The sequence below is a fragment of the Sphingobacterium shayense genome (assembly GCF_013179575.1).
Classification (GTDB): Bacteria; Bacteroidota; Bacteroidia; order Sphingobacteriales; family Sphingobacteriaceae; genus Sphingobacterium; species Sphingobacterium shayense.
In genome coordinates this window covers 1-16,170 of record NZ_JABMCQ010000022.1, presented here as the reverse complement: position 1 = coordinate 16,170, position 16,170 = coordinate 1, and the positions used below count along the sequence as shown (strand labels likewise).

The following is a 16,170-nucleotide window of genomic DNA, read 5'->3' as shown; positions in this document are numbered from 1 at the left end:
AACCTCTCTTCCGTTTCCCATTGGCTGGCAAGCATTGATGAGTAAACCTTCGGTTTTCTGAAGTTTGTTCTCAGAATATATTGTTGACTTTTTTTAATAATGCCTTTTGGGATTTCAAGACCAAAGTGTTGGATCAGTTTGTCTTTGTCTAAAAAGCTTCGCTTATACTTAAGTAAAAGCCTGATTGTCTTTTTTCTCCAGGGCGCTTCTCGCCGAACGCATAATCGAAACGTATTGTGCTATTATGTTCTAGGCTGAAAAAGTAGCGAATTCCACCACCATAGCTAGGTACTAGCCGAACGTTATGCTCCTTTGAAAAGGTGCTACCGGTTCCTGCAAAACCGACGACACCGAATCGAGGCATAAAACGATACCGTATCTCTGCTTGAGCTGTAATATAGTTCCTGTCTTTGTACCTACCTGAATAATATCCCCGCATGGTCATATCTCCGCCAAGGTCACGGAATGTGTAAAATGGAGCGTTATTGCCGTAAGTTCCCCTGTAAAGAATCTGACCGGCCACCGTCAATTGTTTTGAAAGCGGTTGAAAGCCTCGTAAATCGGTTTCGATAAGATTGCCGGAAAAATTATCATCTCCCCAGAAATTCGGCGCATAAGCATATTTCACACGAGCATATAGACCTTTTGTTGTGTATGTTGTGTTGTTCCGGTTGTCATAGAGAGAGGACGCTCCTACAGCGATATATTGTCCCCCGTCTTTACCTAACACTTCTGGCTGATCGAAAATACCTCCCAACTCTCGGTCTCGAAATTTAAAATATTCATATGTCGTATTTATCCCGATATAAAGATTCTTGGCAATGTTTTTTTCTATATCGAATTTCGCACGGACTAGCTTTTGCTCTAGGAAATCTTCATCTGCAATCCAGGTGTCAGAGCCTAGGCCGTAAAAATTGAATGGCCAATCTCGATATCGTAGTTCTGAGAGTATATGGTACCTGTTTTCTTTGGTCCATATATCACTTAAGAGCTTGATGTTTTTTTGATTTTTGGTTGTCAAAGTTCCGATTAGCGTTATGTTTGATGTTCTGCTTTCCGGATCTAACTTATCCAAATAGAAATTGTATGTTCCAGCGATGCCGTACTCGAATCCGGACTCTTGCGCGTATCCCACAGCGGGTAATACCATAAGGCTAGCACTTCGAGTGGAATCTTTCTGAGAAGAAAACAACTTATCGAACGTTTTCTTAATAAGATTCTGTTCTTGAGCGTGGATGTTTTTTGTTAAAAATACCGCTGAAAAAAGGAGCGGTAATATGCTATGGTATGCGTTGATACGAAGTCTCATTAATTTTTAATCTTTTTATTGCTTTAAAAAGGCGGCGCAATATGTAAATTATTTCCTTGCATATCAAGTATATGGTGAAAAAGACGATATTTTTTTACGAAATGTTTTTGAAGTTTCGTCATTGTCACTATCTTTGCATCATCAAAATCAAACAGTGTTACACAGTTCGATAACGATGAAGAAAGAGTTCTTTAACAACGTAAAAAAAAGTTTTCAAAAAACTTGCAAATATCAAAAGTAAATTGGATTTTTGCACTCGCTGTCTGAAAAACGACAGAAGTTCTTTAAGAGAGTTTTTTTTAAGTTTTTGATAAAACACGCCTCTTTAGCTCAGCTGGTAGAGCAACTGACTTGTAATCAGTAGGTCATTGGTTCGATCCCGATAAGAGGCTCCAAATGCAAATTTATTTGCAGGTCTGGAGGGGTTCCAGAGCGGTCAAATGGGACGGACTGTAAATCCGTTGCTTCGGCTTCGAAGGTTCGAATCCTTCTCCCTCCACACTAAAACTGTTACCTACCCTCATCTAGTATTAAGGTGAGGGAGTAGCAAAAAGCGGAAGTAGCTCAATTGGTAGAGCGATAGCCTTCCAAGCTATAGGTTGCGGGTTCGAGACCCGTCTTCCGCTCAATTTTTAACAATAGATTAAGTCTCTGTCTTTTTTGGTTAATATATTCAAAATAAGGTGGGGGCATTTATCTGTAAATAAGCTTTTAGAAAAGCCGAAGTAGCTCAGGGGTAGAGCACTTCCTTGGTAAGGAAGAGGTCGTGGGTTCAAATCCCATCTTTGGCTCGTATTGAAAAAAGTTTTTACTTTTGTAAAAGAACAAATAAGAAATATTTTATAATTACTAATTCGCATAAACATGGCAAAAGAGAAATTTGACCGTAGTAAGCCCCACTTAAACATTGGTACGATCGGTCACGTTGACCACGGTAAAACAACTACTACAGCTGCTATCACAAAGGTATTAGCTGATAAAGGTTTGTCAGAAGCTCGTTCATTTGATTCAATTGACTCTGCTCCTGAAGAAAAAGAGCGTGGTATTACAATCAATACCTCACACGTTGAGTATTCAACAGCTAACCGTCACTATGCGCACGTTGACTGTCCAGGTCACGCCGATTACGTGAAAAACATGGTAACTGGTGCTGCACAGATGGATGGTGCGATCATCGTAGTTGCGGCTACTGACGGTCCAATGCCTCAAACTCGTGAGCACATTCTATTAGCTCGCCAGGTAGGTGTACCTGCACTAGTTGTTTTCATGAACAAAACTGACTTGGTGGATGATGCCGAATTGCTTGACTTAGTTGAAATGGAAGTTCGTGAATTATTATCATTCTACGAATTCCCAGGTGATGATATTCCTGTAGTTAAAGGATCTGCGCTAGGTGCTTTGAACGGTGAGCCTGAATGGGTAGACAAAATCATGGAATTAATGGATGCTGTAGATAACTACATTCCAATTCCTCCACGTCTGACTGAGTTACCATTCTTAATGCCTATTGAAGATGTATTTTCGATCACTGGTCGTGGTACAGTTGCAACTGGACGTATCGAAAGAGGTGTAATCAATTCTGGGGATCCAGTTGAAATCTTAGGTATGGGTGCTGAGAACTTAAAATCTACAGTCACAGGTGTTGAGATGTTCCGTAAAATATTAGATTACGGTGAAGCGGGTGATAACGTAGGTTTATTATTACGTGGTATTGAAAAAACTGATATCCGTCGTGGTATGGTTATTTGTAAACCAGGTAGTGTAACTCCTCACACGGACTTCAAAGCTGAGGTTTATGTATTGTCAAAAGCTGAAGGTGGTCGTCACACTCCATTCTTCAACAAATACCGTCCTCAGTTCTACTTCCGTACGACAGACGTAACAGGAGAAATCTCTTTACCAGAAGGTACTGAAATGGTTATGCCAGGTGATAACGTTACTATTTCCGTTAAATTGATCAATGCGATCGCGATGGAAAAAGGTTTACGTTTCGCTATCCGTGAAGGTGGTAGAACTGTTGGTGCTGGTCAGGTAACTGAAATTACAGCGTAATCTTTTTTGATTAAACTACTATAGAAACAAGCTAATCGGCTGATGCTGATTAGCTTGTTTTTTCTTAACGATAGTAGTTTCAAAAAATATAAAAAAAAACAAATAATATTTGCTCTAATACCAGCTAAACGCTATATTTGCAGCAGTAAAACAAATTTACACGGGCATAGTTTAAAGGTAGAACGAAGGTCTCCAAAACCTTTGGTCTGGGTTCGAGTCCTGGTGCCCGTGCAAAATAATTTAGGTAAACTGAAATGGCTAAAGTTCTTGATTTTTTTAAAGAGTCCTACCTCGAGGTTACGGAAAAGGTTACTTGGCCAACATGGTCTCAGTTGCAAAATTCCGCAGTCGTCGTTTTAGTGGCATCTTTACTTATTGCGTTACTCGTTTTTATAATGGATAAAGCCTCAAGTAATCTGTTAGAGTTGTTGTACGGGATTACTTCCTAATTTATCATTTATATTTATGGCAGATCAATCGTTAAAATGGTATGTAGTTCGTGCCGTTAGTGGAAAAGAAAAGAAAGTAAAGCAATACGTAGAGGCTGAAGTTAGTCGCTTAGGTATTCAGCATTTGGTGCCTCAAGTGTTGATTCCAATGGAGAAGTACTATCAGATGCGAGACGGAAAAAAGGTTGCTAAAGAGCGCAACTATTATCCCGGATACGTGCTAATTGAAGCAGCTTTAGATGGAGAGATTGAACATGCTATTAAAAATTTGAATAGCGTTATAGGTTTTCTAGGAGATAAAGCGGGGAATGCTATTCCATTGCGTCCGGCTGAAGTCAACCGAATATTAGGGAAGGTTGATGAAATGGCAGAACAAGGAGAGAGCATGAGCGTTGCTTTTTATGTGGGTGAAACTGTGAAAGTGAATGATGGTCCGTTTAATGGATTCACTGGCGAAATAGAAGAAGTTCACGAAGACAAAAAGAAGCTTACTGTAATGGTTAAAGTGTTTGGTCGTAAGACTCCACTTGAGCTGAATTACATGCAAGTCGAAAAAGAATAACACAAAGATCCTCTTTCATGAGGATCTTTGTGTTTTAAACGTATTTTAATAAGTAGTTGGAAGAGGGATGCGATCCCTTTTTCGTTTCTTTGATCGTTTATAATTTTAATAGTTGTACTTTATGAAATATTTCATTATGCCTCTTGTGTAATTGGAGTATTTTATATATCTTTGCACCTCGTTTGGTTGTGACGTACTCGTATATCACGGCATTCGAAAATAAATGTTACGTTTAAAGCTTCCAACTTACTAACAAACATTTAACAATTAAATTCAAAACAAAATGGCAAAAGAAGTCAGTGCGTTAGTAAAATTACAAGTAAAGGGCGGTGCTGCAAATCCATCTCCTCCGGTAGGACCTGCGTTAGGTGCTAAAGGGGTGAATATCATGGACTTTTGTAAGCAATTCAACGCTCGTACGCAAGACAAACCAGGACAAGTATTGCCTGTTGTCATTACAGTTTACAGTGACAAGTCATTTGATTTTATTATCAAAACTCCTCCAGTAGCTGTGCAGTTGAAAGATGCTGCTAAGTTAAAGAGTGGTTCTGGTGAGCCTAACCGTAAAAAAGTTGCATCTCTTTCTTGGGAGCAAATTGAGGTTATTGCTAAAGATAAAATGACCGACTTGAACGCATTTACTGTAGAGTCTGCTATGAAAATGGTGGCTGGGACAGCACGTAGTATGGGTATTACCGTGTCAGGTAATGCTCCTTGGACAAATTAATTAACGAAATCAGTTTAAGAAAGTGGCTAGATTAACAAAAAATCAAAAAGCGGCACTATCCAAAATTGAAGCTGGTAAAGCATACTCTTTACAAGAAGCTTCGGCTTTAGTGAAAGAGATTACTTCAACCAAGTTTGATGCTTCTGTGGATATCGACGTTCGTTTAGGCGTGGATCCTCGTAAAGCAAATCAAATGGTTCGTGGTATTGCAACATTACCTCACGGAACTGGTAAAACTGTACGTGTTTTAGTATTGTGTACTCCTGATAAGGAGGAAGAAGCTAAAGCTGCAGGAGCAGACTTCGTAGGTCTTGATGACTACATCAGCAAAATTGAAGGCGGTTGGACTGACGTTGATATCATTATTACTATGCCTAGTGTTATGGCAAAAGTAGGTAAATTGGGACGTATTTTAGGCCCTAGAAACCTAATGCCAAACCCTAAAACTGGTACAGTTACTACAGATGTAGGTAAAGCTGTAACAGATGTCAAAGGCGGTAAAATTGACTTCAAAGTCGACAAGACAGGAATCATCCATACTTCAGTTGGTAAAGTGTCCTTCTCAGCAGATAAGCTCTATGAAAACGCGTTAGAGGTGTTACAAACACTTTCTCGTTTGAAGCCATCTGCAGCAAAGGGAACATACTTTAAGAGTATTTACATCTCTTCAACAATGAGTCCTGGTATTCATGTTGAAACTAAATCAGTAGCGGGAATTTAATCATGAGAAAAGAAGAAAAACAAGAAATTGTTCAAGCTTTAGCCGAACAGATTAAATCGTACGGTAATTTCTATATTACTGACACTGCTGAATTGACGGTTGAGAAAGTAAATAACATTCGTCGTAAATGTTTTGAAAGTGGCATCGCGATTCAGGTAGCTAAAAATACCTTGATCGAGAAAGCATTGATCGAAGCAGGAATTGACTCAGATGAACTTCGTAGTGTACTGAAAGGTGCTTCTACCATTATGTTCTCTGAAACTGGTAATGCTCCAGCTAAGTTGATCAAAGAATTGCGTAAATCAGGTGACAAACCTGTTTTAAAAGCAGCTTATATTCAAGAGACAGCTTTTGTTGGTGATGATCAATTGAATGCATTAGTGACCTTGAAATCTAAAGAGGAACTTGTTGCTGACATTATCGCATTGCTACAATCTCCAGCGAAGAATGTTATTTCTGCACTTCAGTCAGGTGGAAATACAATTTCTGGATTAGTAAAAGCTTTAGAAGAAAGAGGTTAACGAACTCCTCTATAAATATGTAGTTCGTGCATTATTTAATAATTATTATTTAAGTACATTCAAAAATTCAAAATAAAATGGCAGATTTAAAACAACTTGCTGAACAGTTAGTTAACTTAACAGTAAAAGAAGTTAAAGAATTAGCTGATATCTTAAAAGACGAGTACGGTATCGAGCCTGCTGCGGCTGCAGTTGCAGTTGCAGGTCCAGCTGCTGGCGGCGAAACTGCTGCTGCGGAAGAGAAAACATCATTCGATGTTATCTTGAAAGAAGCTGGTGGTCAGAAATTGGCAGTAGTTAAATTGGTTAAAGATTTAGCTGGTTTAGGATTGAAAGAAGCTAAAGATTTAGTTGACGGAGCTCCTAAAGAATTGAAAACTGGTGTTTCTAAAGATGAAGCAGAAGCTTTGAAAAAACAATTAGAAGAAGCTGGAGCTGTTGTTGAGATCAAGTAATCTCACATATTAAAGCACCTAAAAGGTTTAGACTCTGTCAATAATTTGTCAGAGTCTATTCCTATTTATATTATTACATGTGTCAAATGGATGCTGACATTTGATTAATACATGAAACAGCATATTGGCTCAGTTTTTTTTAAACTAAAATACTTATTCCCTTGGCAAACAATAATATTCAAAACGAAAGAGTGAATTTTGCGACAAGTAAGAAGGTCATCGATTACCCTGACTTTTTGGGCGTACAATTACAATCTTTCAAGGAGTTTTTTCAGTTAGAAACTACTTCTGACAATCGCCATCAGGAAGGGCTGTTCAAGGTTTTCGCAGAAAACTTCCCTATTTCTGATTCAAGAAACATCTTTGTGCTAGAGTTTTTGGATTACTTCATTGATCCACCTCGCTATGACATACGTGAGTGTATAGAGCGTGGCTTAACTTATAGCGTGCCTTTGAAGGCAAAATTAAAGTTGTCTTGTAATGATGAAGAGCACGAAGATTTCGAAACCATTGTTCAGGATGTTTACTTAGGTACAATTCCATATATGACACCAAAAGGTACGTTTGTGATCAATGGTGCGGAACGTGTAATTGTTTCTCAGTTGCACCGATCTCCTGGGGTGTTCTTCGGTCAGAGTAGACATACGAATGGTACTAAACTTTATTCTGCAAGGGTAATTCCTTTTAAAGGATCTTGGATTGAGTTCGCTACAGACGTTAACAACGTAATGTATGCGTATATCGACCGTAAAAAGAAATTCCCAGTTACTACTTTGTTACGCGCTATTGGATATGATTCTGATAAAGATATCTTAGAATTGTTCGATCTTGCGGACGAGGTGAAAGTAAGTAAATCGGGTCTTAAAAAATTCGTTGGTCGTCGTCTAGCGGCTAGGGTATTAAAGAAATGGGTTGAGGATTTCGTAGACGAAGACACCGGTGAAGTTGTGTCTATCGACCGTAACGAAATAATCTTAGAACGTGAAACTGTATTAGAGGAAGACCATATTGAAATGATCATCGATGCCGGGGTAAAATCTATTATTCTCGCCAAAGAAGATGCTTCAAACAATGCGGACTACTCGATAATATATAATACTTTACAAAAAGATACGTCCAACTCCGAAAAAGAGGCGGTGGAACATATCTACAGGCAATTGCGTAATGCTGAACCACCTGATGAGGAAACTGCGCGCGGTATTATTGATCGTTTGTTCTTTTCTGACAAACGTTATGACCTAGGTGATGTAGGTCGTTACCGTATCAATCGTAAATTGGGATTGGATACAGCGGACGATACGAAAGTGCTTACGCGCCAAGATATAATTGCTATTGTAAAATATTTGATCAATTTGATCAATTCTAAAGCTGAGGTCGATGATATTGACCACTTGTCGAATCGTCGGGTTCGTACAGTAGGTGAGCAGCTTTACGCACAATTTGGTGTGGGACTTTCTCGTATGGCACGTACTATACGTGAACGTATGAATATTCGTGATAACGAGGTATTCACTCCGACAGACTTGATCAATGCGCGTACATTATCGTCAGTGATTAATTCATTCTTTGGTACAAATCAACTTTCGCAATTTATGGATCAAACCAATCCATTAGCGGAAATTACGCATAAACGTCGTTTGTCAGCTTTAGGGCCAGGCGGACTTTCTCGCGAGCGTGCAGGTTTCGAAGTGCGTGACGTGCACTATACCCACTATGGACGGTTATGTACCATTGAAACACCGGAGGGTCCTAATATTGGTTTGATTTCTTCACTCGCTGTACACGCGAAGATTAATAATTTAGGATTTATCGAAACACCATATCGTAAAGTTAAAGACGGTAAGGTCGTCGTAGACGAGCCCGTTGTTTATCTTTCTGCGGAGGATGAAGATGATAAAACTATTGCGCAAGCAAACGCACAATATGACGATAAGGGGAACTTCCTTGATCCGAAGGTTAAGGCGAGATATGAAGGTGATTTTCCTATTATCGAACCGGATCTTTTGGATTACATGGATATCGCACCTAACCAAATCACGTCCATTGCTGCGTCGTTGATTCCGTTTTTGGAACATGATGATGCCAACCGTGCGTTGATGGGATCGAACATGCAGCGGCAAGCTGTTCCTTTGTTGCGTCCAAGTGCGCCAATTGTAGGTACCGGTCTGGAAGGACGTGTAGCTTCGGATTCACGGACTCTTATTAATGCAGAGCGTAATGGAGTTGTTGAATATGTAGATGCAAACGAGATTAAAATTCGTTATGAGCGCACGGATGACGATCGATTAGTTTCTTTCGATGATGACGTTAGTACTTATCACCTCACTAAATTCAAAAAGACCAATCAAAATACATGTATTAACTTGAAACCGATCGTAGTGAAAGGTCAAAAAGTTACTCAGGGTCAGGTATTATGTGAGGGTTATGCTACAGAGAACGGTGAGTTAGCTTTAGGTCGTAATTTAAAAGTGGCATTCATGCCTTGGCAAGGATATAACTTTGAGGATGCGATCGTGATTTCAGAGCGTGTCGTATCTCAGGATTTATTCACCTCTTTACATATCGAAGAATTCGAACTTGAGGTTCGTGATACCAAACGTGGCGAAGAAGAATTAACAGCTGACATCCCTAACGTATCTGAAGAAGCGACAAAAGATCTTGATGAAAACGGTATAATCCGTGTAGGTGCAGAGGTTAATGGTGGCGATATTTTAATTGGTAAAATTACTCCGAAAGGAGAGTCAGATCCTTCTCCAGAAGAGAAATTATTACGCGCTATCTTTGGTGACAAGGCCGGCGATGTAAAAGATGCGTCATTAAAGGCATCTCCTTCATTGAAGGGTGTTGTTATTGATACCAAGTTGTTTTCTCGTGCTAAGAAGATGTCGAAAGACGTCGAGAGAAAAGCTCTTGAGAAATTAGAAATTGCACACGACAAAGCTGTCAGAACGTTGAAGGAACGTCTTGTGGATAAATTATTTACAATCGTAAATGGTAAAACCAGTCAAGGTGTTTATAATGTGTATAAAGAGTTGCTTGTTCCTAAAGGAGCTAAGTTTACGCAAAAGATTCTTACAGATCTAGATTATGCTCATATCAACCCGACAGGCTGGACGACCGATGAAGACAAGAACGAACTTATTAAATTATCGCTTCACTACTACAACATTAAGTTTAATGAAGAGTTGGGTGCATTTAAACGTGATAAGTTTGCAATCTCTGTTGGAGATGAACTTCCTTCGGGCATTGTCCAAATGGCCAAAGTATACGTAGCTAAAAAACGTAAGCTTCGAGTAGGAGATAAAATGGCGGGTCGTCACGGTAATAAGGGTATCGTGGCACGTATCGTACGAGATGAAGATATGCCATTCCTTGAGGATGGAACACCAGTTGATATCGTATTAAACCCATTGGGTGTACCTTCGCGTATGAACCTTGGACAAATTTACGAAACTGTTTTAGGTTGGGCGGGACAGAAATTAGGTATGAAATTCGCAACTCCAATTTTCGATGGTGCTGAAATGGATCAGGTAGAAGAATGGATTGCAAAAGCTGAATTACCAGTTTCGGGACGGACTTACCTTTACAACGGTTTAACCGGTGAGCGTTTTGATCAGCCTACGACAGTTGGCGTAATTTACATGCTGAAATTAGGCCACATGGTGGACGATAAAATGCACGCACGTTCAATTGGTCCTTACTCGTTGATTACACAACAGCCATTAGGTGGTAAGGCACAATTTGGTGGTCAACGTTTTGGTGAGATGGAGGTGTGGGCATTAGAGGCATTTGGAGCGTCGAATATCCTACAAGAGATTTTAACAGTCAAATCAGATGACGTTGTTGGACGTGCTAAAACATATGAGGCCATTGTTAAAGGTAATAACCTTCCAACACCATCTGTACCAGAATCGTTTAACGTATTGGTACATGAGTTACGTGGTCTAGGTTTAGATATCACATTAGATTAATCCAACGAAAGCTTAAGGGGGTGTTCGTCATCCCTCTTAAGTTTTTTACATACAGCTTTAACTTTTAATAAAGTATGTCTTACAAAAAAGATAATAAAATCAAAAGTAACTTTACGTCGATCACGATTAGCTTAGCTTCTCCGGAAACGATTTTGGAGCGCTCGAGCGGTGAAGTTACAAAACCAGAGACGATTAACTATCGTACCTACAAGCCAGAACGTGATGGTTTATTCTGTGAGCGTATTTTTGGTCCTGTAAAGGACTATGAATGTCACTGTGGTAAGTACAAGCGTATCCGTTATAAAGGTATTGTATGTGACCGTTGTGGTGTGGAAGTGACTGAGAAGAAAGTACGCCGTGAGCGTATGGGGCACATTAGTTTAGTTGTCCCTGTTGCGCATATCTGGTACTTCCGCTCTCTTCCAAACAAGATTGGCTATTTGTTAGGGCTTCCTACAAAGAAGTTAGATATGATCATCTATTATGAAAGATACGTGGTTATTCAGCCAGGTGTTAAAGAAGAAGATGGTATTTCTTTCATGGATTTCTTAACTGAAGAGGAATATTTAGATATATTAGATACTCTACCAAAGGAAAATCAGTACCTTGACGATACAGATCCTCAAAAATTTGTAGCGAAGATGGGCGCTGAGGCGATGGAAGAATTATTGAAACGTATCAATTTAGATCAATTATCATACGATCTACGTCACCAGGCAGCGAATGAAACTTCGCAACAGCGTAAGAATGAAGCGTTAAAACGCCTTCATGTCGTTGAGGCTTTCCGTGGTGCCAACGGACGAATTGAAAACAGACCGGAGTGGATGATTGTTAAAATTGTACCAATTATTCCTCCTGAATTACGTCCACTAGTTCCGTTGGATGGTGGTCGTTTTGCAACATCTGATTTGAACGATTTATATCGCCGAGTTATCATCCGGAATAATCGCTTGAAGCGCTTGATCGAAATCAAAGCTCCTGAGGTTATATTGCGTAATGAAAAACGAATGCTTCAGGAAGCTGTCGATTCGTTGTTTGATAACTCTCGGAAGGTCAATGCTGTGAAAACAGAAGGTAATCGCGCATTGAAATCATTGTCAGATATCTTAAAAGGTAAACAAGGTCGTTTCCGTCAAAACTTATTAGGTAAACGCGTCGATTATTCAGCTCGTTCTGTAATTGTTGTTGGCCCTCATTTGAAATTGCATGAGTGCGGTATACCTAAAGATATGGCGGCGGAGCTATACAAACCATTTATCATCCGTAAGATGATCGAAAGAGGTATTGTTAAGACCGTAAAATCAGCTAAGAAGATTGTTGATCGTAAAGATCCTGTTGTTTGGGATATATTAGAGAACGTGTTAAAAGGACATCCAGTTTTGTTAAACCGGGCGCCTACACTTCACCGTTTAGGTATACAGGCTTTCCAACCGACGTTGGTTGAAGGAAAAGCAATTCAGTTGCACCCACTAGTATGTACTGCATTCAACGCCGATTTTGACGGTGACCAGATGGCTGTTCACTTACCATTAGGTAATGCAGCAATTCTAGAAGCACAGATTTTAATGCTTGCGTCACACAATATTCTAAACCCGGCGAATGGCTCTCCTGTTACTGTACCTTCACAGGATATGGTATTAGGTCTTTATTATATTACTAAAGGCCGTAAATCTACACCAGAGAAAGTTGTGAGGGGAGAGAATATGACATTTTATTCTGCTGAAGAGGTTATTATTGCTTTAAATGAGAATAAGATTGATTTGCACGCTTTTATTAAGGTTAAAACTAAAGCTAAAAACAAAGAAGGTCAAATTGTTGACACCATTATCGATACTACAGTTGGGAGAGTGATATTTAACCAAGTCGTACCGGTTGAGATGGGCTTTATCAACGAATTGTTGACTAAGAAATCTTTGCGTAATATTATTGGTGAAATTGTGAAAAACACGGGTATGGCTCGTGCAGCACAATTCTTAGATGATATGAAGGAGCTAGGATTCCAAACCGCATTTAAAGGTGGTTTATCGTTCAACTTGCAAGATTTGAATATTCCGGCTGCTAAAGTTGAATTACTTGAACAAGCCACCAAGGAAGTTGAAGAAGTAATGAATAACTACAATATGGGTTTCATTACTAATAACGAGCGTTACAATCAAATCATTGATATTTGGACGCGTATCAACAATAGATTGACAACGCATGTGATGGACATTCTTTCCAACGATAATCAAGGATTCAACTCAGTTTATATGATGCTGGATTCCGGTGCACGTGGTTCCAAAGAGCAGATTCGTCAGTTATGTGGTATGCGTGGATTGATGGCTAAGCCTCAAAAATCTGGTACGTCAGGAGGGGAGATTATCGAAAACCCGATTCTATCAAACTTCAAAGAAGGTTTGTCTGTCTTAGAGTATTTTATCTCAACTCACGGTGCTCGTAAAGGTCTTGCTGATACAGCCCTAAAAACGGCAGATGCGGGTTATTTGACACGTCGTTTACATGACGTAGCGCAAGATATGATCGTTGTTGAAGAGGATTGTAGCACATTGCGTGGATTGTATAAAACAGCGTTGAAGGAAAATGATGATATTGTTGAACCTTTATATGATCGTATTTTAGGACGTACACCATTGAACGATGTTGTTCATCCTGAAACAGGCGAGTTAATTGTTGCTGCAAACGAAGATATAACTGAGGAAATTGCGGCCCTAATAGATGAAGCCGGAATCGAAGGTGTTGATATTCGTTCAGTATTGACTTGTGAGGCAAGAAGGGGTGTTTGTGCATGTTGTTATGGACGAAATTTAGCCTCAGGTAAACGTGTCCAACTTGGAGAAGCAGTTGGAGTTATCGCTGCTCAGTCAGTAGGAGAGCCAGGTACGCAGTTGACACTTCGTACGTTCCACGTGGGTGGTACTGCATCAAACATTGCTGCTGATTCTACAATTATCGCGAAATACGATGGTAAAATCGAGTTTGAAAATGTTCGTACCGTTTCCAAAGAGGGAGAGAATGGTCCTTACCAAGTTGCGATCGGCCGTTCTGGTGAGCTTCGTATCGTGAGCGACGATAAGAAAGTGCTTTATACTCAGGTTATCCCTTATGGGGCAAACCTATATGTTAATGAAGGGGATTCCGTTGAGAAAGGTAAGTTATTGGTAGACTGGGATCCATATAATGCGGTCATTATCTCTGAGTTTCCTGGTAAGATTGAGTTTGAAGCAATCATTGAAGGAGTGACCTTCCGTGATGAATCCGATGAGCAGACAGGTCACAAAGAGAAAGTAATTATTGAAACACGGGATAAAACGAAGAACCCTACGATTAAGATCGCTGACCTTACCGGAGATACGTTACGTTCATATAACATTCCAGTCGGTGCTCACGTCTCTGTACAAGATGGACAGAAAATTAAGGAAGGTACAATCCTTGCGAAGATTCCTCGTGCAACTGGTAAAACACGTGATATCACGGGTGGTCTTCCTCGAGTAACTGAATTATTTGAAGCGCGGAATCCATCTAATCCTGCTGTCGTGACTGAGATCGATGGTGTTGTGACTTTAGGCGGAGTGAAACGAGGCAACCGAGAAGTTTCGATAGAATCTAGAGATGGACAAATTAAGAAATATCTTGTGCCTTTGTCTAAACATATTCTAGTTCAGGATAATGACTTTGTAAAAGCTGGTTTACCATTGTCAGATGGTTCAATTTCTCCTTCGGATATTTTAAATATCAAAGGTCCGGCCGCTGTACAAGAGTATATCGTGAATGGTATTCAAGAAGTTTACCGTTTACAAGGGGTAAAAATCAATGATAAGCACTTTGAAACCATTGTTCACCAGATGATGCAGAAAGTGAATATTGAAGATCCAGGCGATACCAGATTCTTAGAAAAGGAAGCAGCTAACAAATGGGATTTCATTGAAGAGAACGATTCTCTATTTGATAAGAAGGTGGTTGTGGAAGCAGGCGATTCAAACGAACTTCGTCCGGGGCAGATCGTAACGCTACGTAAGCTTCGTGAAGAAAATTCAAGCTTAAGACGTCAAGATTTGAAACTGGTTGAAGTTCGCGATGCAATTCCAGCTACGTCAAGCCCATTATTGCAAGGTATTACCCGTGCATCTTTAGGGACTAAATCATTTATTTCTGCTGCGTCGTTCCAGGAAACGACAAAAGTCCTCAACGAAGCAGCGATTGCGGGTAAACGTGATAATTTACTTGGTCTAAAAGAAAACGTAATTGTTGGTCACCTGATACCTTCTGGTACTGGTCTACGTAACTATGGCAATATCATTGTCGGTTCTCGTGAAGAGTACGATCAATTATTAGCTTCGAAAGAAGAAGATTAATATCTTTTGAATTTATTGTATAAGGGTAGTAAATTGATTTTACTACCCTTTTTGTGTGCCCAGCATGGGCAATAACTCTAGGGTGTAAGTCCCGAACACGCCTTTACAGTGGGAAGTGTTAGCTTAAGACAAGGGTGTCCTCTGCGAGGAGGAATCTGAAGGAAGTCGGCGGCAAACTCTCGGTCCGACGAATAGAAACTACATACAAGGCCGCGAGTGTTGGATGAGGTTGCAAAACAAACCAAAGTCCCAAACTGTACGGAAGCACTATGGTAAATGTAGCGGATATATGAGAGGAAAGTTATTGTTCTTACCTGGGGAGATCTGACTAAAGTCTGTCAAAGGTATGCGCGAATGCCGGCGAAGAAACATATAGCAGAATAATAATGTTATCATGCTTTAGTCAGAAGTCAGCATACGACATATTACCTTGTCTCTCTACGTCAAACAAGGGAAGGTCAGAATGTTAGAATGGCAAAGGAACCAAGAAGTTTATGATGAAGCGTTAAGAGCAGAACCACTTAAGAGAACTACTTACATGAGGGTAGGTCGGAAACCGATAGTAGAATGTAAGAGGAGCTTAGCCGAATCGTGCAACGAGGTGGACACAATGCCTGAGATTTTTTTTTTTTAGTAATAATATGCTGGAAGAGATATTACACATCCGAAATGTTCAGCACGCTGTTAAGCGTGTTATCTCCAACGGGGGCGCTAGCGGAGTTGATGGTATGCAGATCGATAAACTTCGTGACTACCTGAACACGCATTGGCAAACCCTGCGATCGGATCTCCTCTGTGGCACTTACCGCCCACAAGCCGTTCGGAAAGTAGAGATTCCCAAAGCAAGTGGCGGCAAGCGTATGCTGGGTATTCCCACGGTCATTGATCGTGTAATTCAGCAAAGCATCTCCCAATGGCTTAGCGTAAAGTACGAGGGCGATTTTCACGAGAACAGCTACGGCTTCCGACCCCATCGGAATGCTCATCAGGCCGTCCGTAAAGCACAAGAATATCTCAACACGGGATACACGTGGGTTGTAGAGCTTGATTT

Annotated in this window: 11 protein-coding genes and 5 tRNA genes; 15 read left to right on the top strand and 1 reads right to left on the bottom strand. The window is 40.2% G+C overall.

The features are described 5' to 3' along the window. Nucleotides 1-148: 148 nt before the first annotated feature. On the bottom strand, nucleotides 149-1,309 hold the full coding sequence (locus HP439_RS04710) for a BamA/TamA family outer membrane protein (protein WP_172389190.1): 1,161 nt from the start codon (nucleotides 1,307-1,309) through the stop codon (nucleotides 149-151). A gap of 319 nt (nucleotides 1,310-1,628) precedes the next feature. On the opposite strand from HP439_RS04710, the gene HP439_RS04705 reads away from it, so the two are divergent. The 15 genes from HP439_RS04705 to HP439_RS04635 form a co-directional block, all read left to right on the top strand. After that, nucleotides 1,629-1,704 (top strand) — tRNA-Thr (locus tag HP439_RS04705). A 23-nt stretch (nucleotides 1,705-1,727) separates the two neighbouring features. After that, nucleotides 1,728-1,808: transfer RNA gene (locus HP439_RS04700), tRNA-Tyr, on the top strand. 54 nt (nucleotides 1,809-1,862) lie between these two features. Beyond that, nucleotides 1,863-1,935, top strand: a tRNA-Gly gene (locus HP439_RS04695). A 93-nt stretch (nucleotides 1,936-2,028) separates the two neighbouring features. Beyond that, nucleotides 2,029-2,100, top strand: a tRNA-Thr gene (locus HP439_RS04690). 73 nt (nucleotides 2,101-2,173) lie between these two features. Beyond that, complete coding sequence (gene tuf, locus HP439_RS04685) at nucleotides 2,174-3,361, top strand: elongation factor Tu (protein ID WP_172389189.1); 1,188 nt, start codon at nucleotides 2,174-2,176, stop codon at nucleotides 3,359-3,361. 160 nt (nucleotides 3,362-3,521) lie between these two features. After that, a tRNA-Trp gene (locus HP439_RS04680) sits at nucleotides 3,522-3,592 on the top strand. A gap of 23 nt (nucleotides 3,593-3,615) precedes the next feature. Beyond that, on the top strand, nucleotides 3,616-3,810 hold the full coding sequence (secE, locus tag HP439_RS04675; RefSeq protein ID WP_086947737.1) for a preprotein translocase subunit SecE: 195 nt from the start codon (nucleotides 3,616-3,618) through the stop codon (nucleotides 3,808-3,810). Between the two features lie 16 nt (nucleotides 3,811-3,826). Beyond that, nucleotides 3,827-4,372, top strand: coding sequence for a transcription termination/antitermination protein NusG (nusG, locus tag HP439_RS04670; RefSeq protein ID WP_172389188.1), 546 nt, complete (start codon nucleotides 3,827-3,829; stop codon nucleotides 4,370-4,372). Nucleotides 4,373-4,655: 283 nt separating this feature from the next. Continuing rightward, a complete protein-coding gene (rplK, locus tag HP439_RS04665; protein WP_172389187.1) occupies nucleotides 4,656-5,099 on the top strand; it encodes a 50S ribosomal protein L11 in 444 nt (147 codons plus the stop codon). 22 nt (nucleotides 5,100-5,121) lie between these two features. Beyond that, nucleotides 5,122-5,820, top strand: a complete 699-nt coding sequence (rplA, locus tag HP439_RS04660; RefSeq protein WP_172389186.1) for a 50S ribosomal protein L1 — start codon at nucleotides 5,122-5,124, stop codon at nucleotides 5,818-5,820. A 2-nt stretch (nucleotides 5,821-5,822) separates the two neighbouring features. Then, on the top strand, nucleotides 5,823-6,341 hold the full coding sequence (gene rplJ, locus HP439_RS04655; RefSeq protein WP_172389185.1) for a 50S ribosomal protein L10: 519 nt from the start codon (nucleotides 5,823-5,825) through the stop codon (nucleotides 6,339-6,341). Between the two features lie 77 nt (nucleotides 6,342-6,418). Beyond that, nucleotides 6,419-6,796 carry a 50S ribosomal protein L7/L12 gene (rplL, locus tag HP439_RS04650; protein WP_172389184.1) on the top strand — a complete coding sequence of 126 codons (378 nt, stop codon included), beginning with the start codon at nucleotides 6,419-6,421 and terminating at the stop codon, nucleotides 6,794-6,796. Nucleotides 6,797-6,957: 161 nt separating this feature from the next. After that, a complete protein-coding gene (rpoB, locus tag HP439_RS04645; protein WP_172389183.1) occupies nucleotides 6,958-10,767 on the top strand; it encodes a DNA-directed RNA polymerase subunit beta in 3,810 nt (1,269 codons plus the stop codon). 74 nt (nucleotides 10,768-10,841) lie between these two features. Continuing rightward, on the top strand, nucleotides 10,842-15,119 hold the full coding sequence (gene rpoC, locus HP439_RS04640) for a DNA-directed RNA polymerase subunit beta' (protein ID WP_172389182.1): 4,278 nt from the start codon (nucleotides 10,842-10,844) through the stop codon (nucleotides 15,117-15,119). A 641-nt stretch (nucleotides 15,120-15,760) separates the two neighbouring features. After that, the coding region (locus HP439_RS04635; protein ID WP_246229242.1) for a reverse transcriptase domain-containing protein at nucleotides 15,761-16,170 on the top strand (410 nt) is incomplete at its 3' end.